Source organism: Rhizobium sp. WYCCWR 11128 (assembly GCF_013416305.1).
GTDB classification, from domain to species: Bacteria; Pseudomonadota; Alphaproteobacteria; order Rhizobiales; family Rhizobiaceae; genus Rhizobium; species Rhizobium indicum.
The window spans coordinates 432799-450932 of the sequence record NZ_JACCEZ010000003.1 but is presented as its reverse complement, the minus strand read 5'-3'; the positions used below and the strand labels follow the sequence as shown (position 1 = coordinate 450932).

Annotated in this window: 13 protein-coding genes; 8 read left to right on the top strand and 5 right to left on the bottom strand. The window is 61.4% G+C overall.

Annotated features, from left to right (window positions below; all coding sequences use genetic code 11):
- Positions 1-7 precede the first annotated feature (7 nt).
- Both lptE and leuS read right to left on the bottom strand, forming a co-directional pair.
- A complete protein-coding gene (lptE, locus tag HX898_RS14455; RefSeq protein WP_138331972.1) occupies positions 8-529 on the bottom strand; it encodes an LPS assembly lipoprotein LptE in 522 nt (173 codons plus the stop codon).
- Positions 519-3149, bottom strand: coding sequence for a leucine--tRNA ligase (leuS, locus tag HX898_RS14450; protein ID WP_180194947.1), 2631 nt, complete (start codon positions 3147-3149; stop codon positions 519-521). Before leuS ends, lptE begins: the two co-directional genes overlap by 11 nt.
- Before the next feature lie 200 nt (positions 3150-3349).
- Between leuS and HX898_RS14445 the strand changes: the two genes are divergently transcribed.
- The 3 genes from HX898_RS14445 (at position 3350) to HX898_RS14435 (ending at position 7086) form a co-directional block, all read left to right on the top strand.
- On the top strand, positions 3350-4009 hold the full coding sequence (locus HX898_RS14445) for a YggS family pyridoxal phosphate-dependent enzyme (RefSeq protein WP_138331970.1): 660 nt from the start codon (positions 3350-3352) through the stop codon (positions 4007-4009).
- Between the two features lie 75 nt (positions 4010-4084).
- Positions 4085-5995 (top strand): propionyl-CoA synthetase, encoded by a 1911-nt coding sequence (locus HX898_RS14440; protein WP_180194946.1) that lies wholly within the window; start codon positions 4085-4087, stop codon positions 5993-5995.
- A 155-nt stretch (positions 5996-6150) separates the two neighbouring features.
- Positions 6151-7086: a flagellin gene (locus HX898_RS14435; RefSeq protein WP_029874623.1), complete on the top strand. Its 936-nt coding sequence runs from the start codon at positions 6151-6153 to the stop codon at positions 7084-7086.
- Positions 7087-7162: 76 nt separating this feature from the next.
- On the opposite strand, the gene HX898_RS14430 is transcribed toward HX898_RS14435, so the two are convergent.
- Positions 7163-7867 (bottom strand): DUF1013 domain-containing protein, encoded by a 705-nt coding sequence (locus HX898_RS14430; protein WP_007632151.1) that lies wholly within the window; start codon positions 7865-7867, stop codon positions 7163-7165.
- A 232-nt stretch (positions 7868-8099) separates the two neighbouring features.
- On the opposite strand from HX898_RS14430, the gene acs reads away from it, so the two are divergent.
- Positions 8100-10055, top strand: coding sequence for an acetate--CoA ligase (acs, locus tag HX898_RS14425; RefSeq protein WP_180194945.1), 1956 nt, complete (start codon positions 8100-8102; stop codon positions 10053-10055).
- A gap of 223 nt (positions 10056-10278) precedes the next feature.
- On the opposite strand, the gene HX898_RS14420 is transcribed toward acs, so the two are convergent.
- Positions 10279-10503, bottom strand: a complete 225-nt coding sequence (locus HX898_RS14420; protein WP_138331966.1) for a DUF1674 domain-containing protein — start codon at positions 10501-10503, stop codon at positions 10279-10281.
- 110 nt (positions 10504-10613) lie between these two features.
- On the opposite strand from HX898_RS14420, the gene htpX reads away from it, so the two are divergent.
- The 4 genes from htpX to purH all read left to right on the top strand — a co-directional run bounded on the left by htpX (position 10614) and on the right by purH (position 16670).
- Positions 10614-11576 carry a zinc metalloprotease HtpX gene (htpX, locus tag HX898_RS14415; RefSeq protein ID WP_171600283.1) on the top strand — a complete coding sequence of 321 codons (963 nt, stop codon included), beginning with the start codon at positions 10614-10616 and terminating at the stop codon, positions 11574-11576.
- The gene (locus HX898_RS14410) at positions 11567-12955 is read left to right on the top strand and encodes an RsmB/NOP family class I SAM-dependent RNA methyltransferase (protein WP_180194944.1); all 1389 of its coding nucleotides are present in this window, start codon (positions 11567-11569) and stop codon (positions 12953-12955) included. The genes htpX and HX898_RS14410 overlap by 10 nt, the downstream gene beginning before the upstream one ends.
- Before the next feature lie 217 nt (positions 12956-13172).
- Positions 13173-14846, top strand: coding sequence for a heparinase II/III family protein (locus tag HX898_RS14405; RefSeq protein WP_138331963.1), 1674 nt, complete (start codon positions 13173-13175; stop codon positions 14844-14846).
- A 207-nt stretch (positions 14847-15053) separates the two neighbouring features.
- Positions 15054-16670 (top strand): bifunctional phosphoribosylaminoimidazolecarboxamide formyltransferase/IMP cyclohydrolase, encoded by a 1617-nt coding sequence (purH, locus tag HX898_RS14400; RefSeq protein WP_180194943.1) that lies wholly within the window; start codon positions 15054-15056, stop codon positions 16668-16670.
- 52 nt (positions 16671-16722) lie between these two features.
- Here purH and HX898_RS14395 read toward each other — a convergent pair whose 3' ends face one another.
- On the bottom strand, positions 16723-18111 hold the full coding sequence (locus HX898_RS14395) for an MFS transporter (RefSeq protein WP_180194942.1): 1389 nt from the start codon (positions 18109-18111) through the stop codon (positions 16723-16725).
- Positions 18112-18134 lie beyond the last annotated feature (23 nt).

The following is an 18134-nucleotide window of genomic DNA, read 5'->3' as shown; positions in this document are numbered from 1 at the left end:
TCCGCCCTCAGCGGCTGAGTGCAGCGGCGATATCGGCTCCCACGAATTCCGCCACCTGATCCGCCGCGCGGTTTTCGGCATCACGGATCGCCCGCTGCTTGGCGAATTCCTGTTCGGAAAAATCCACCAGCGCCGTGGTCGCGCGGCTGCCGGCCTTGATGACGTGATCGTCGGTCGCCGAACGCAGCGTGTAGGTGACGCTGACGGTCACACGGCCAGCGCGCGACGTATCCGTCGAATCCGTCAAGAGTGTGTCGGCAACAGACGTGGTAGCGCGAATCTCAACCTGATATTGCGGGTTTACCGCTTCACCGGCACCGCGCGATGCAAGGAAGATCAGGCGATTGCGCACCTGCTGCTCGACGCGGCTGCTTGCTGGGGAAAAGCCGACCGAGGAAAGCTTTTCGACGACGCCGGAACTCTCGGAGTAAAGCGGTCGGACCTGGCAGGCGGAGAGAAAAGCCGCCGAGGCAAAGATCATGGCGATGCCGGCATTGCGGGCCAGCTTGCAAGCGATATCAAACGACAATGTTTACAATCCTTTGGGGAACCACGATGATCTTCTTCGGTGCCTGTCCGTTCAGCGCGTTCTTCACCGCATCCAGATCCAGCACGGCGTCGGTGACGGCATTCTGATCTGCATCGCGAGAAATTGTCAATTCAGCGCGTTTCTTGCCGTTGATCTGTACCGGCAGGACGACATCGTTTTCGATGACGAGTGCTTCGTCGTATCGCGGCCAGCTCGTCCGGGCAAGCAGGCCTTCATTGCCAAGCGCGGCCCAGCACTCCTCAGCCAGATGCGGCGTCATCGGAGAGACGAGCTGAATTAGGATCTCGGCGGCATCGCGCACCGCCGCGCGATAGATGGCATCGCCCTCGCCTGCCGCAACTCTCGTCATCGGTGCGGCCAGCGCGTTGACGAGTTCGTAAATTCGGGCAACGGCCTTGTTGAACCACAGCTTGTCATAGTCGTTCTCGACAGCCTTCAGCGTCTTGTGGGCGGCCTGCGAGATTGACAAGGCTTCCCCATCGGTGGCCGGCGCAGGTACCACGGCGGAGAGCGCATCCGCTGCTTCGGAAATCAAGCGCCACAGACGCTGGGTGAAACGATGGGCGCCCTCGACGCCTGCCTCGGACCAGATGACATCACGCTCTGGCGGGGAGTCGGACAGAACGAAGAAACGAGCGGTATCGGCGCCGTAGGAGGCGATGATATCGTCGGGATCGACGACGTTCTTCTTCGATTTCGACATTTTCTCGATCGAGCCGATCGCAACTTCTTCGCCAGACGTCAGCAGGAAAGCCCGGCGTTTGCCGTCGAGTTCGTCGATGCGGATATCGGCGGGTGCCACCCATTCGCGGCTGGCGCCGGCGCCGCGGCTATAGGTCTCGTGGACCACCATGCCCTGGGTGAAGAGACCCTTGAAGGGTTCGGTGGCGGCGACGTGACCGGTCTCGCGCATGGCGCGGGTGAAGAAGCGGGAATAGAGCAAGTGCAGGATCGCGTGCTCGATGCCGCCAATATACTGGTCGACCGGCAGCCAGCGGTTTGCCGCCTCCGGATCGGTCGGCTTTCCTTCCCAGGGCGCGGTAAAGCGGGTGAAATACCAGCTCGAATCGACGAAGGTATCCATCGTATCCGTCTCGCGGCGGGCATCCTTGCTGCAGTTCGGGCAGGAGACATGGCGCCAGGTCGGATGACGGTCGAGCGGATTGCCCGGCTGGTCGAAGGTGACGTCGTCGGGCAGCTTGACCGGCAGGTCCGCCTTCGGCACCGGCACGACACCGCAATCATCGCAATGAATGACCGGGATCGGGCAGCCCCAATACCGCTGGCGGGAAATGCCCCAGTCGCGCAGACGGAAATTGACCTTGCGTTCGCCCTGCGGCGCATTGCCGAGCGAAGCGGCCGACAGCCGGTCGGCGACGATATTGAAGGCTTCCTCGGTCGTCTTGCCGTCGAGGAAGCGCGAATTGATCATCACGCCATCACCGTCGTAGGCCGTGTCGCCGACGGAGAAGCTTGCCGCATCGCCATCCCTCGGCATGACGACAGCCACCACCGGCAGGCCATATTTGCGTGCAAAATCAAGGTCGCGCTGGTCGCCTGAGGGGCAGCCGAAGATCGCGCCCGTGCCATAATCCATCAAGACGAAATTGGCGATATAGACCGGCAGTTCCCAGGAAGGATCGAACGGGTGCCGGACGCGGATACCGGTATCCATGCCCTTCTTTTCGGCGGTCTCGAGTGCTGCGAGTGAGGTGCCAGCGCGGCGGCACTCGTCGCAGAAGGCTTCGATATCAGGGTTCTTCCCGGCGGCATCCTTCGCCAGGGGATGATCGGCGGCGATTGCCAAGAAGGAAGCGCCGAACAGCGTGTCCGGCCGGGTGGTATAGACCGTCAGTTCGCTCTCGCCGGCAGGTGTCGTTTCCGGCACGATCTCCCAGCGGATCGTCAGGCCTTCCGAACGGCCGATCCAGTTCTTCTGCATCAGGCGCACTTTTTCCGGCCACTGGTCGAGCGTATCCAGCGCGTCCAGCAGATCCTGGCTGAAGTCGGTGATCTTGAAGAACCATTGCGTCAGTTCGCGCTGTTCGACCAGCGCACCGGAACGCCAGCCGCGGCCATCGATCACCTGTTCGTTGGCGAGCACGGTGTTATCGACAGGATCCCAGTTGACCTTCGACTGCTTGCGATAGACCAGGCCCTTCTCGAGGAAATCCAGGAAGAGATGCTGCTGGTGCTGATAATATTCGACGTCGCAGGTGGCGAATTCGCGGCTCCAGTCCAGCGAAAGACCCATGGCCTTCAGCTGCGCCTTCATCGAGCCGATATTCTGGTACGTCCAGGAGGCGGGATGCACGCCGCGCTCCATGGCGGCATTCTCCGCCGGCATGCCGAAGGCGTCCCAGCCCATCGGATGCAGCACGTTGTAACCGCGGGCGCGCTTGTAGCGGGCGACGACATCGCCCATGGCGTAGTTGCGGACATGACCCATGTGGATGCGCCCCGAGGGATAGGGGAACATTTCGAGGACGTAATATTTTTCGCGCGGATCGGCATTGTCGGTCTCGAAGACCTTGTCTTCATTCCATTTCTGCTGCCAGCGGGGCTCGGCATCGCGCGGATTATAACGTTCGGTGGCCATGGTATTCGTATATCCGGAAAATCAGGGGAGTTGGTCGAGACCTTCACCATGAAACCACCGTAGCGTCAAGTTTTGCAGGCGCTGCGAGCGTCCGATCTTGGTCATGACCAGGCGATTTCGCGAAGGCGGGTCTTGGCAAGCACAGGCTGGCTGGTTAGTTCATTGCCGATCCTTTCATGCTGGTATGTCGAGGCAGAACGATGGAACTTCAAGAGCGCTTGAACGATGTGCGGTCGCGGATTGCGGCCGGGGAACGCGAGGCAGGTCGTCCGGCGGGTTCCGTTCAGCTCGTCGCGGTGTCGAAGACCTTCGAGGCGGACGCGATCTGCCCGGCCATTGAAGCCGGGCAGCGTGTCTTCGGCGAGAACCGGGTGCAGGAAAGCCAGGGCAAGTGGCCGGCGCTGAAGGCCGAGCATCAGGATATCGAGCTGCATCTGATCGGACCGCTGCAATCGAACAAGGCGGCGGATGCTGTGGCGCTTTTCGACGTCATTGAGACGGTAGACCGGGAAAAGATCGCCCGCGCGCTTGCCGAAGAGATGAAGCGGCAAGGCAAGGCGCTGCGGCTCTATGTCCAGGTCAATACCGGGCTCGAACCGCAGAAGGCCGGCATCGCTCCTGACGACACGCCGGCCTTCGTCGCCCTCTGCCGCGACGAACTCGGCCTTTCGATCGAAGGTTTGATGTGCATTCCGCCGGCCGAGGAAAATCCCGGACCGCATTTCGCCCTGCTGGCTAAGCTCGCGCTCAAATGCGGCGTCGAAAAACTTTCCATGGGCATGTCGGGCGACTACGGGACGGCCATCGCCTTTGGCGCCACGAGCGTGCGTGTGGGATCAGCGATTTTCGGCACGCGCTGAAACGCTGCTTTGGTCGGGCTTCCTGTTCCCCTTAATGCCGCCTAGATTAGGTTTGCATGTCCTGGGGAGGAGCAGATGCGGAACGGCTATCATCAGGCCTATGCGGCCTGGAAACGCGATCCCGAAGCCTTCTGGCGCGAAGCGGCCAGTGACATCGACTGGTTCAAGCCGCCAGAGCGGATTTTTTCACCCAATGACGGCGTCTATGGCCGCTGGTTCTCAGACGCCGAAACCAATACATGCCACAATTGCCTGGACCGGCATGTGGCTGGCGGCCGCGGCGGCGAGACAGCCGTCATCTTCGACAGCGCAATGAACGGCGAAAAGCGCCGTTTCACCTATGATGAGGTGCTTCGGGAGGTGATGGCCATCGCAGCAGCACTGGTCGAGCGCGGCATCGGCAAAGGCGATCGCGTCATCCTTTATATGCCGATGGTGCCGGAGGCGGTCTTTTCCATCCTCGCCTGCGCCCGCATCGGGGCGGTTCACTCCGTCGTTTTCGGCGGGTTTGCCGCCAGCGAACTTGCTGCGCGAATCGACGATTGCGCTGCGAAGCTGGTGATCACCGCGAGCTGCGGGCTCGAGCCTGGTCGCATCGTCGCCTACAAGCCACTGGTCGATCAGGCGATTGCGATCGCGCGTTCGAAGCCGGATCGCTGTCTGGTGCTGCAGCGGCCGGAGCTTCGGGCAGATCTCGTCAGCGGTCGAGATCAGGATTTCGAGGTGGCGGTGGCGCAGCATCGTGGCGATGAGATCGCCTGTGTCTCCGTCAAGGCCACCGATCCGCTCTACATCCTCTATACCTCGGGCACGACGGGCCAACCGAAGGGCGTCGTGCGCGACAATGGCGGCCATATGGTCGCGCTCAACTGGTCGATGCGGAATATCTACGGCTTGAAGCCGGGCGAGGTCTTCTGGACGGCTTCGGATATCGGCTGGGTCGTCGGGCATTCCTATATCGTCTATGCCCCGCTGCTATCAGGCGTAACCACTCTGATCTTCGAGGGAAAACCGGTCGGCACTCCGGATGCAGGTACATTCTGGCGCATCGTTTCAGAATATCAGGTGCGGGTGCTCTTCACGGCCCCGACGGCATTCCGCGCCATCCGGCGGGAGGACGGTGACGGTGAACTGATGCGCCAATATCCCATGCCGGATTTGCGCGCTCTGTTTCTTGCCGGCGAGAGGGCGGATCCGGAGACGTTGAAATGGGCCGAGCGCATGCTTGGCATACCCGTCATCGATCATTGGTGGCAGACGGAGACCGGCTGGCCGATCGCCGCAAATCCGCTTGGTCTCGGCGCCCTTCCCGTCAAGCACGGGTCGCCGGCGTTGCCGATGCCCGGCTATGATATTGCGGTGCTCGACGATGCCGGTCATCCGATCGAGGTGGGAACACTCGGCAATATCGTCGTGAAGCTGCCCCTGCCGCCCGGCTGCCTGCCGACCCTCTGGAACGCTGACGACCGTTTTCGCTCGGCCTATCTCGATGAGTTTCCCGGCTATTACAAGACGGCCGATGCCGGCTATGTCGATGAGGACGGCTATCTCTTCATTATGTCGCGCACCGACGACATCATCAATTGCGCCGGGCATCGGCTCTCGACAGGGGCGATGGAGGAAGTGTGTGCGCGTCATCCCGATGTCGCCGAATGCGCGGTCATCGGCGTGATCGATGCGCTGAAGGGTCAGGCGCCCTGCGGTTTCCTGGTGCTGAAGCGACATGTTTCCCGTGACACGACGGCGATCGAATCAGAGGTCGTGGCGATGATTCGTGATTCGATCGGGCCTGTTGCCGCCTTCAAAACGGCCATCACCGTTAACCGGTTGCCGAAGACACGCTCCGGCAAAATCTTGCGCGGCACGATGCAGAAGATCGCCGACGGCATACCCTGGAAAATGCCTGCAACCATCGATGATCCAACGATTTTAGAGGAAATTGCCGAGGCGCTGCGCGGGCGCGGTTTAGGCTCCTTGCCGATGTGAATTAAACTTTCGGTAAGCCTAATTGAGGAATTGTTAACCATGTTGATGCAAGCATTTGTTAACGGCAATGGCTTGCATAGCAGGCTTTGCATGACGCGGTCGCCGTTACCGGCCTAGTCCGGATTGCCCCTTTCTCAACGATTGTGGAACGGATCATGACAAGCATCCTCACCAACAACGCTGCCATGGCAGCGCTGCAGACTTTGCGCGGCGTAAACGATAGCCTCAAGGACACCCAGGGTCGCGTTTCCTCGGGTTATCGCGTCGAAAAGGCGGCGGACAATGCCGCGTACTGGTCGATTGCTACGACCATGCGTTCTGACAACAAGGCGCTTTCGGCCGTCTCCGACGCGCTCGGGCTTGGTGCAGCGAAGGTCGATACCGCCTATTCGGCCATGGATAGCGCGCTCGATGTCGTCAGCGAAATCAAGGCCAAGATCGTCGCCGCCACGGAAAAGGGTGTCGACAAGACGAAGATCCAGCAGGAACTCGACCAGTTTCAGGAGCAGCTGCTCAGCATTGCCCAATCGGCATCCTTCTCCGGCGAAAACTGGGTTGCCGGCGCCTCCGGCACGAAGAGCGTCGTCTCGTCCTTCGTGCGCGACGGCAGCAATGCCGTTTCGGTCAAGACGACGGACTACGTGCTCAATTCGGGCACGCTTGGAAACGTGCTTTTCGGCATGACCAGCACCGGTGCGATCGAGACGAGCAGCGGTATCATCGGTACGGCCTTCAACGGAACCTATGGCGGTACCGTCATCGTCATGCCGTCGATATATGCTCTCGACATCACTGGTTTCACCCAGGGTCAGCTCGACGCAGCCCTGGCCGGTATCGAACTGGTTCTCGGCGCCATGACCGCCGCCGGCTCGGCGCTCGGCTCGATCTCGACCCGTATCCAGCTGCAGGAAACGTTTGTCAGCGGCCTTCACGATTCGATCGACTCCGGCGTCGGACGCCTGGTCGATGCTGATATGGAGGAGGAATCGAGCAAGCTCACGGCGTTGCAGACGCAGCAGCAGCTTGCCATCCAGTCGCTTTCGATCGCCAATAGCTCGGCGCAGAACATCCTCACCCTGTTCCGCAGCTAATCGAAACAGGCCATCCGCAACAAAAAACCCGCCGGTCAGCTCATACCGGCGGGTTTTTCATGCGATCTATGATGTCTCAGTACTGATCGTCATCCTCGTCCTTCGGCGCCGAGCGCAGCGAGCTCAGCTTGCGGAAGACGGCATCGGCGTCGATTTCCTTTTCCTTTTCCTCCTCGCGCTCGTAGCTCGGGGTCAGGCGCTCGGTTTCCTGGGCCGATTGCAGCGTCGCGCCAAGCTCGGCAGCGGTCGGCAGCGGACGGCCCTTGGAGGCCTTTTCCACTTCCATGTCGAGATCGATCTGGCTGCAGAGGCCAAGCGTGACCGGATCCATCGGCGCCAGGTTGGCGGAGTTCCAGTGGGTGCGCTCGCGGATCTGCTCGATCGTCGATTTCGTCGTGCCGACGAGGCGGGAAATCTGCGCGTCCTTCAGCTCCGGATGGTTGCGAACGAGCCAGAGAATGGCGTTCGGGCGGTCCTGACGCTTGGAAACCGGCGTATAACGCGGACCGCGGCGCTTGGATTCCGGCACCCGCACCTTCGGTTCGGAAAGCTTCAGCTTGTGGTTCGGATTGGCCTCGGCGCGGGCAATCTCGTCGCGGGAAAGCTGTCCTGTCGAGATCGGGTCGAGGCCCTTGATGCCCTGCGCCGCTTCGCCATCGGCGATCGCCTTGACTTCGAGCGGATGCAGTTTGCAGAACTGCGCGATCTGATCGAAAGACAGTGCCGTATTGTCGACGAGCCAGATGGCTGTCGCCTTCGGCATGAGCAGTGTTTGAGCCATGGATATAGTCCTTCTATCGTCCGCGCCGGTCGCGGTCCGTGGATTGTCACCACAATGTCCGGGAAATATGGCGCTATATAACCGCACTGTCGCAGAATTGCAATTCTTCCGAAATGAAATGACCTTTGTCTAATTGCCGTGGCGATGCGAACTGCTATGAATTGCCGTGATTTCAAGTCCGGGCCCTTCCCAGCTCAATCGGCCCGTCGCATGTCCCATGAGGAGGAGTTGCATGTCGGAGAAGATCTACCCGGTCACGAAGCCGGTGAAGGCGCGCGCCCTGATCGATAAGGAAAAGTACCTGAAATGGTATCAGGAAAGCGTCGAGAACCCGGACAAGTTCTGGGGCAAGCACGGCAAGCGGATCGACTGGTTCAAGCCCTATACCAAGGTCAAAAACACTTCCTTTACCGGCAAGGTTTCGATCAAATGGTTCGAGGACGGTCAGACAAACGTCTCCTATAATTGCATCGACCGTCATCTGAAAACGAATGGCGACCAGGTGGCGATCATCTGGGAGGGCGACAACCCCTATATCGACAAGAAGGTCACCTATAACGAGCTCTACGAGCATGTCTGCCGGATGGCGAACGTGTTGAAGAAGCACGGCGTCAAGAAGGGCGATCGCGTCACCATCTATATGCCGATGATCCCGGAATCGGCCTATGCGATGCTCGCCTGCGCCCGCATCGGCGCGGTGCATTCGGTCGTCTTCGGCGGTTTCTCGCCCGAGGCGCTGGCCGGGCGCATCGTCGACTGCGAATCCACCTTCGTCATCACCTGCGACGAAGGCCTGCGCGGCGGCAAGCCGGTGCCATTGAAGGACAATACCGATACCGCAATTGACATTGCGGCACGCCAGCACGTGATTGTGGAGAAGGTTCTGGTCGTTCGCCGCACCGGCGGCAAGACCGGCTGGGCGCCGGGCCGCGACCTCTGGTATCACCAGGAAATTGCCACCGTGAAGGCGGAATGCCCGCCGGTGAAGATGAAGGCGGAAGATCCGCTCTTCATTCTCTATACGTCCGGCTCGACCGGCAAGCCGAAGGGCGTGCTGCACACGACCGGCGGTTATCTCGTCTATGCGGCGATGACGCATGAATATGTCTTCGATTATCACCACGGCGACGTCTACTGGTGTACGGCCGATGTCGGTTGGGTGACCGGCCACTCCTATATCGTCTATGGGCCGCTTGCGAACTGCGCAACGACGCTGATGTTCGAGGGCGTGCCGAATTTCCCGGACCAGGGGCGTTTCTGGGAAGTCATCGACAAGCACAAGGTCAACATCTTCTATACGGCGCCGACGGCGATCCGCTCGCTGATGGGTGCCGGCGACGACTTCGTCACGCGCTCTTCGCGCTCTTCGCTGCGCCTGCTCGGCACGGTCGGCGAGCCGATCAATCCCGAGGCCTGGGAGTGGTATTACAATGTCGTCGGCGACAAGCGCTGCCCCGTCATCGATACGTGGTGGCAGACGGAAACCGGCGGTCACATGATCACGCCGCTGCCCGGCGCCACCGATCTGAAGCCCGGCTCGGCGACGATCCCGTTCTTCGGCGTCAAGCCGCAGCTGGTCGACAATGAAGGCAAGGTGCTGGAAGGCGCGGCCGACGGCAATCTGTGCATCACCGATAGCTGGCCGGGCCAGATGCGCACGGTCTATGGCGATCACGAGCGCTTCATCCAGACCTATTTTTCCACCTACAAGGGCAAGTATTTCACCGGCGATGGCTGCCGGCGCGATGCGGACGGCTATTACTGGATCACCGGCCGCGTCGACGACGTGCTGAACGTCTCCGGCCACCGGCTGGGCACGGCCGAGGTGGAATCCGCCCTCGTCTCGCATAATCTAGTTTCGGAAGCCGCAGTCGTCGGTTACCCGCATCCGATCAAGGGCCAGGGTATTTATTGCTATGTGACGCTGATGTCCGGTCACGAGGGATCGGATACGCTTCGGCAGGAACTGGTAAAACATGTGCGGGCCGAGATCGGCCCGATCGCCGCGCCCGACAAGATCCAGTTTGCGCCCGGCCTGCCGAAGACCCGCTCCGGCAAGATCATGCGCCGCATCCTGCGCAAGATCGCCGAAGACGATTTCGGCGCGCTTGGTGACACTTCGACGCTTGCCGATCCGGCAGTCGTCGACGATCTGATCGCCAACCGGCAGAATAAGGCGACCGCCTGATAGATCGAGCCGTTCCGGTCCCCTTCCGGGGCGGCTTATTTGCTTCCGCGTATTCGATGCGTGGTTTGCGGCATCCAGGCATGTTCACGGGCGAAGCCCTGAGAAGATTGCCGGCGAGGTCACGGCCGCTAGACGCGGCTGAAATACCTGGCGCCCAAAATATCGTTAGCCGGATTCTTAGTTTCATTCTGCTGCGGCCGCAGAAGCCAGCAGTAATATTGGCTTAGAAATCGATCGCCCTGCCATTGATTTCGTAGTCGCCGAAGCGCGCCGGCTCGGCTCCGCCGCGGCCGCCGATCTCCGGCTGCAGTTCCAGCGGCTTCTGGCTCTTTCGCCGCTCTTCGGCTTCGGCAAGGGCGCGTCTGGCAGCCGGGGACAGCATCTTGCGCGGCGGCTCCGATCCCTTGGCCATCGGCGTTTCGCTGTTGTCATTATCGGCGTCCTGCATGGCCGTCTCCTGCCGGAAATATTGAAAATGGCTGATGAATAACCAAATCATAATGCGCCGGTGCCGGGATTGAAAGCTTGTGACGCCGAAATCGGAGATGGAGATCCGCCATGAACCTCGTTCGCACTGCCATGTTGCTTGCTTTCATGACGGCGCTTTTCATGTTTGTCGGCTTCCTGATCGGCGGTCGCGCCGGCATGATGATCGCATTCGTCATTGCTGCCGGCATGAATTTCTTCTCCTACTGGAATTCCGACCGCATGGTGCTTTCGGCCTATCGCGCGCAGGAAGTCGACGAGCGCAACGCGCCGGAATTCTTCCGGATCGTGCGCGATCTCGCCCGCAATGCCGGCCTGCCGATGCCGAAGGTTTATCTTTACGACAGCCCGCAGCCGAATGCCTTTGCTACCGGCCGCAATCCCGCCAATGCCGCCGTCGCCGCCTCGACCGGCCTGCTCAGCGCCTTGTCTGCCGAGGAGGTCGCAGCTGTGATGGCGCATGAACTGGCCCACATTCAGAACCGCGACACGCTGACGATGACGATCACGGCAACGCTTGCCGGCGCGATCTCCATGCTCGGCAACTTCGCCTTCTTCTTCGGCGGCAACCGTGAGAACAACAGCAATCCGCTCGGCTTCGTCGGTGTCATCGTCGCGATGATCGTGGCGCCGCTCGCCGCCATGCTGGTGCAGATGGCGATCAGCCGCACGCGCGAATATTCGGCCGACCGCCGCGGCGCCGAGATCTGCGGCAATCCGCTCTGGCTCGCCTCGGCGCTCGGCAAGATCGCGCGGGGCGCTGCCCACGTGCCGAACGAGGATGCCGAGCGCAACCCGGCGACAGCGCATATGTTCATCATTAATCCGCTCTCCGGCGAGCGCATGGACAATCTGTTCTCCACGCATCCGAACACGGAAAACCGCATCGCCGCGCTGCAGGACATGGCGCAAAGCGGCATGAATGTCTCGACGTCGCCGGCTCGTGCTGCTAATCCGTCGCGCAAATCGCGCTCTGTTCCGGATACGGGTCTTGGTCGCGGTGGTTCGCAACCGCCAAAAGGTCCGTGGTCTTGAATTCAGACGGCACGAAGAAGCCATTCCGCAAGCATAAGCCCTCCACCGAGCGATTTGCTCCGGTAAAGCCTGGCTTGCAGGCCCGGGCCGCGGCGGCAAAAATTCTCGCCGCCGTCGTCGACCGCAAGCTGCCGCTCGACGGCGCTCTCGATCATGAACACGGCAATCCGGCCTATAGGGCGCTCGGCGAAAGCGACCGGGCGCTCGTCCGCGCCATCCTGAACACGACGCTGCGCCACCTGCCGCGCATCGATGCCGCGATTGCCGGCCTGCTGGATTCGCCGCTGCCGGAGGGCGCAAGAGCGCTGCATCACGTGCTCGCAATCGGGGCGGCGCAGATCCTCTATCTCGATGTGCCGGATCATTCGGCCGTCGATCTCGCCGTCGAGCAGGCCAATCAGGATCCGCGCAATCGCCGTTTCGCCAAGCTGGTCAACGCCATCCTCCGCCGGCTCGGTCGCGAGAAGGAGCAGGTGCTCGACGCCATCGGCAAGGTCGCGCCGATGCCGGCCTGGTTCATCGCCAGGCTGGAAAAGGCCTATGGCCGGGACACGGCGCTGGCAATTTCGGAATCCCAGCTCGAACCGGCGGCAATCGATCTGACCGTCAAGTCCGATCCCGAAGGCTGGGCGAAGCGGCTGAACGGCGTTGTTTTGCCCACAGGCGGCATTCGTCTCGCCGCCTTCGACGGCGGCATTCCCTCGCTCGAAGGCTTCGACGAGGGCGCGTGGTGGGTGCAGGATGCGGCGGCAAGCATACCGGCGAAGCTTTTCGGCGATCTCTCGGGCAGACGTACCGCCGATCTCTGTGCTGCGCCCGGCGGCAAGACGGCGCAGCTCATCCTTGCCGGCGGCGCGGTCACCGCACTCGACCAGTCCGAAAACCGGCTGAGACGGCTGCGCTCGAATCTCGACCGGCTCGGCCTCAAGGCGGAGACGATTGCGGCAGATCTGACGACATTCGAGCCGGCGGAGCGTTTCGACGCGATTCTGCTCGATGCTCCCTGCTCTTCTACCGGCACGACACGCCGGCACCCTGACGTGTTGTGGACCAAGGGGCCTGAGGATATCGCCAGGCTGGCGGTGCTGCAGGAACGGCTGCTGCGGCATGCGCTGACATTGCTGAAGCCGGGCGGCACGCTGGTTTTTTCGAATTGTTCGCTCGATCCTGTCGAGGGTGAGGATGTCGTCGCCCGTGTTCTTTCCGATATGGATGCGGTCGAGCGCGTTCCGATCGGCGCCGGTGACTGGCCGGGCCTTGAGACGGCGATCACGCCGCTCGGCGAATTCCGCACGCTTCCCACCATGCTGAAAATGCCTGACGGCATCGGCTCCGGCCTCGATGGCTTCTATGCGGCTGTGCTGCGGCGCCTGGCCTGATTGCAAGGCGTGAGCGCTTCGCGGCGAGCTGCACTATACGAGGTGCTTCCATAGCCTCGTGGCACCCATGCCGTTCTCCAAAACCGCCGCCATGATTTCAGGTGAAACGCGTCAATGTGCGTATATTCGAACCTTGTCACGAATTAATTCATTGCGGACGATGAAATCGGCCGCTTTTCACCTATTCTTAACCACGAGGGTCAATAGACAATAGAATATGCAGTCCGGTCGGCGTTTTGCGAGCATGTATGTTCGGGAGGCTTGGCGGCGCGCCTTGCGCCGCGTCGCGTTGTTGCGCCTGAAGCTCTTTCGTCATTCGATCAAGGTGCCCGAGCGTCTGATCGTCGCGCCGACCGATCTCCGCAGCATCGATCCGCATGTGGCCGACGAGATCCTCAACGGACGGTTTCTCCTGGCCGGGCGCATGCTGGAAACCAACGAGAAGTCGCCCTTCACCTTCACCCTGCCCTCGCGCCCCTTCGCGATCCGTCTTCACAGCTTCGGCTGGCTGCGGCATATGCGGGCGAACAAGACGGAGCGTAGTTCGGCTGTCGCCCGCGCGATCGTCGATAGCTGGCTTTCCATCCATGCCGGTCGCATGGAGGGGATTGCCTGGGAAACCGACGTCACCGCCCAGCGCGTTATTGCCTGGCTGTCGCATTCGCCGGTGGTACTGCAGAATGCCGACCGTGGCTTTTATCGCCGCTTCATGAAGTCGCTGGCGTTCCAGGTGAGATTCCTGCACCGGATGGCGCCGTTCACCCTCGGCGGCCTGGAGTTGTTTCGGCTGCGTATTGCGCTGGCCATGGCCTCCGTCGCCATGCCGGCGCGCGCCTCTACGCTCAGAAGGGCGGCGCAGGCGCTCGACCGCGAATTTGATAGCCAGATTCTGCCGGATGGCGGCCATGTGTCGCGCAATCCGCGCGTCGGGCTGGAATTGCTGCTCGATCTGCTGCCGCTCCGGCAGACCTATGTCAATCTCGGCCATGACCTGCCGCAGAAGCTGATCTCCGGCATAGACCGGATGTATCCGGCATTGCGGTTCTTTCGCCATCAGGACGGGGACCTGGCGCTCTTCAACGGGGCGACCTCGACGCTTGCAAATGAGCTGATGTCCGTGCTGCGATATGACGAAACCGCCGGTCAGCCGTTCAAGGCCTTGCCGCATTCGCGCTATCAGCGGCTTTCCGGGGGAAAAACGGTGATCATTGCCGATACCGGCACACCGCCTTCAGGAGGCGCGCTTCGCACCGTGCATGCCGGCAGCCTCTCCTTCGAGATGTCGTCCGGCCGCCATCGGTTCATCGTCAATTCCGGTTCGCCGAAATTTGCCGGGCACCGTTATGTCCAGATGGCGCGCACGACGGCGGCGCATTCGACCGTCATCCTCAACGACACGTCGTCCAGCCGTTTTTCGCCCTCGCCCTTCCTCAATCACGCGATCACCGAACCGGTGAGAACCATCACCGTCGAGCGTGCCGAAACCGAGGATGGACGCGACGGCATCAAGCTCAGCCATGACGGTTATCTCAGGGTGTTCGGCGTGCTGCACGAGCGTGAGCTGACACTCAATGCCGCAGGCTCGATCGTGACCGGCCGCGACCGGCTCGTCGTCCGCGAAGGATATGAGCATGACGAGCCCTTGAAGGCCGTCGCCCGTTTTCATATCCATCCTTCGATCGTCCTGCATCAGAGTGACGGGGAGTCCGTGCTGCTGACGGCACCGGACGGCGAAAGCTGGCTGTTTTCCGCACCTGGCAATGAAGTGCTGATCGCCGAGGACATCTTCTTTGCCGACAGCTCCGGCATCTGCGGTTCGGACCAGATCGAAATCGACTTCGATCTTGCCGAGAAGACGGAAATCCGCTGGTTTTTGTCCCGCAAAAGCTAGAGGCGGATGATTTTTTTGCCGAGTGGCCAAAGAAGGGGATTGCATCCACATCAAGGAAGTAAAGTACGATGCCGTCCAAAAATGGCTCGTGCTTTTCGACATCTGCTCTGAGGCCTGTTTGCGTGGCGGCAAACCTGTGCTAACGCGGCGCCAGCATGCGAACATCCCTTGCGGATGTCCTCCCGAAGCCCGAATGGAGAAGGTTTCATGGCCGTCATTTCCAAGAAGATCCCCGCCCCCGACAAGGTCGAAGTCAAGACCGCGCTCATCTCCGTCTTCGACAAGACCGGGATCGTCGAACTCGCCCACGCCTTGTCTGCCAGAGGTGTGCGCCTGCTCTCGACCGGCGGCACCTATAAAGCGATCGCTGCGGCCGGTCTTGCCGTCACCGATGTCTCCGAAATCACCGGTTTTCCCGAGATCATGGACGGGCGTGTCAAGACGTTGCACCCAATGGTGCATGGCGGCCTGCTGGCGATCCGTGACGACGGCGAACACCAGGAAGCGATGAAACAGCACGGCATCGAGGGCATCGATCTCGCCGTCATCAACCTCTATCCCTTCGAAGAGGTGCGCGCAGCCGGCGGCGACTATCCGACGACCGTCGAGAATATCGACATCGGCGGTCCGGCGATGATCCGCGCATCGGCCAAGAACCATGCCTATGTGACGACCCTGACGGATCCGGCCGATTATGCCGAACTGCTGGAGCAGCTTTCCGCAGATGACGGCAAGACCACCTATGCCTTCCGACAGCGTATGGCCGCCAAGGCCTATGCCCGCACCGCCGCCTATGATGCAATGATTTCCAACTGGTTCGCCGAGGCGCTGTCGATCGACACGCCGCGTCACCGGGTCATCGGCGGCGCGCTGAAGGAAGAGATGCGTTACGGCGAAAACCCGCACCAGAAGGCCGCCTTCTACGTGACCGGTGAGAAGCGCCCGGGTGTTTCGACCGCCGCTCTTCTCCAGGGCAAGCAGCTCTCCTACAACAATATCAACGATACGGATGCGGCCTACGAACTCGTCGCCGAGTTCCTGCCGGAGAAGGCGCCGGCCTGCGCGATCATCAAGCACTCCAATCCCTGCGGCGTCGCCACCGGATCGAGCCTGGTCGAGGCCTATCGGCGGGCGCTCGCCTGCGACTCCGTTTCCGCCTTCGGCGGCATCATCGCGCTTAACCGGACGCTGGATGCCGAAACGGCCGAAGAGATCGTCAAGCTCTTTACCGAAGTGATTATCGCGCCGGATGTCACGGAGGAGGCGAAGGCGATCGTCGCTCGCAAACCGAACCTACGACTGTTGTCTGCCGGTGGCCTGCCCGATCCGCGTGCCGCGGGCCTGACGGCAAAGACCGTCTCCGGCGGCCTGCTCGTCCAGAGCCGCGACAACGGCATGGTCGAAGATCTGGAACTCAAGGTCGTCACCAGGCGCGCGCCGACGGCGCAGGAACTGGATGACATGAAGTTCGCCTTCAAGGTCGGCAAACATGTGAAGTCGAACGCCGTGGTCTATGCCAAGGACGGACAGACCGCCGGTATCGGCGCCGGCCAGATGAGCCGCGTCGATTCCGCCCGCATCGCTGCGCTGAAGGCCGAAGAGGCCGCCAAGGCGCTCGGCCTCGCAGTGCCGATGACGCATGGCTCGGCGGTCGCCTCCGAGGCCTTCCTGCCTTTTGCCGACGGTCTTCTGTCGATGATCGCCGCAGGGGCGACGGCGGTTATCCAGCCGGGCGGTTCGATGCGCGACCAGGAGGTCATCGATGCAGCCAATGAACACGGCGTTGCGATGGTCTTCACCGGCATGCGCCATTTCCGGCACTGAATGAGGATTGGGCGCGGTCACGCGCTCATCTCCGGCTTGATCGGGCTCGTTCCTATGCCCGGTCGGCTGGATAGGGTGTACGGAACAAGAGCACCAGTCCGCCGGCAAGAAAGAGGATCAGCGTTGCCATCCCGAGCCGCGGTGATCCGCTCATATAAGTCACCAGAGAGAAGAGCAGCGTCGCCATGAAACTGGTGGCGCGGCCCGAAAGCGCGTAGATGCCGAAGTAGCGGCCGGCTTCCTCCGGGCTGACGCTGCGGGCGAGATAGGAGCGCGACGAGGCCTGCACCGGCCCGAAGGCGAGCCCGATCAGCAGACCATAGAGGATATAGGCCTTTTCCGCGGCAGTACCGAAAAGGCCGCCGGAATCGGCCGTCGGCAGCGGCATCAGTCCGAATAGGGTGTAACCCGGTCCTGTCGAAATGATGCCGATGGTGGCGAGAAGCAGCATCGTGAGGCTGATGACGACGGTCACCTTCGAACCGACGCTCTTGTCGACGCGGCCGGCGATCAGGCAGCCGAAGATCGCGACGACATTCAGGATGATGCCGTAGATACCGATCTCGATCGTTGCCCAGCCGAACATGCCGGCCGCGAAGATACCGCCAAGGATCAGCAGACCGTTGACGCCGTCCTGATAGATCATGCGGGCGATGAGGAATGTCAGGATGCCGCGGCGCTCTCTGAGCTCGCCAAGCGTGTTTTTGAGTTCCCGCAAGCCGGAGCGCACCGCGGTGCCGAAGGGAAGACCCTTGCCGACATCGGGCGTGAAGAAGAACATCGGCAGGATGAAGATCAGATACCAGACGGCCGAGATCGGCCCGGTGATGCGTGCATCCTGGCCTGTCTCAGGATCGAGGCCGAACAGGGGATCAAGGCCGAGGATGGTCTTGCCGGTCTCAGGGCTCGCCGCCAAAAGCGTGACGACGGCAATGAGCACGATGATGCCGCCGAGATAACCGAGCCCCCAGGCGGTGTTGGAGAGCTTGCCGACCTCGTGCTTGCCGACCAGGCGCGGCATCATCGAATCGTTGAAGACGATCGAAAACTCGGCCGAGATCGAGGCGAGGATCATGAAAATGACGGGATAGAGAACAGGCGAGCCGGGTGCGGCGAACCACAGGCAGAAGAGGCTGGCGATCTTGATGACCGCGAAGAAGCCGATCCAGGGTTTGCGTGCGCCGGATTGGTCGGCGATCGAGCCGAGGACGGGTGAGAGAAGGGCGATGATCACCGAGGAGATCGTCGCCATGTTGCTCCAGGTCGTCTGCGCGGAAACCGGGTCATCGGTCAGGCGGGAAACGAAATAGGGTCCGAAGATAAAGGTTGTGACCACGGTGAAGAAGGGCTGTGCTGCCCAATCGAAGAACATCCACCCCCAGATGCCCTTCTCCGTGGCCTTCGGCGGTTGCGTTCCTGTCCAGTCAATGCGATTCAACATCCGCTCCTTCTTTGACGCGGACT

What these genes read in the sequence shown, in the direction of transcription:
- leuS (WP_180194947.1), bottom strand. Translation starts at nt 3,149, where the DNA reads ATGGCCACCGAACGTTATAATCCGCGCGATGCCGAGCCCCGCTGGCAG.
- HX898_RS14445 (WP_138331970.1), top strand. Translation starts at nt 3,350, where the DNA reads ATGGAACTTCAAGAGCGCTTGAACGATGTGCGGTCGCGGATTGCGGCC.
- HX898_RS14440 (WP_180194946.1), top strand. Translation starts at nt 4,085, where the DNA reads ATGCGGAACGGCTATCATCAGGCCTATGCGGCCTGGAAACGCGATCCC.
- HX898_RS14435 (WP_029874623.1), top strand. Translation starts at nt 6,151, where the DNA reads ATGACAAGCATCCTCACCAACAACGCTGCCATGGCAGCGCTGCAGACT.
- HX898_RS14430 (WP_007632151.1), bottom strand. Translation starts at nt 7,867, where the DNA reads ATGGCTCAAACACTGCTCATGCCGAAGGCGACAGCCATCTGGCTCGTC.
- acs (WP_180194945.1), top strand. Translation starts at nt 8,100, where the DNA reads ATGTCGGAGAAGATCTACCCGGTCACGAAGCCGGTGAAGGCGCGCGCC.
- HX898_RS14420 (WP_138331966.1), bottom strand. Translation starts at nt 10,503, where the DNA reads ATGCAGGACGCCGATAATGACAACAGCGAAACGCCGATGGCCAAGGGA.
- htpX (WP_171600283.1), top strand. Translation starts at nt 10,614, where the DNA reads ATGAACCTCGTTCGCACTGCCATGTTGCTTGCTTTCATGACGGCGCTT.
- HX898_RS14405 (WP_138331963.1), top strand. Translation starts at nt 13,173, where the DNA reads ATGCAGTCCGGTCGGCGTTTTGCGAGCATGTATGTTCGGGAGGCTTGG.
- purH (WP_180194943.1), top strand. Translation starts at nt 15,054, where the DNA reads ATGGCCGTCATTTCCAAGAAGATCCCCGCCCCCGACAAGGTCGAAGTC.
- HX898_RS14395 (WP_180194942.1), bottom strand. Translation starts at nt 18,111, where the DNA reads ATGTTGAATCGCATTGACTGGACAGGAACGCAACCGCCGAAGGCCACG.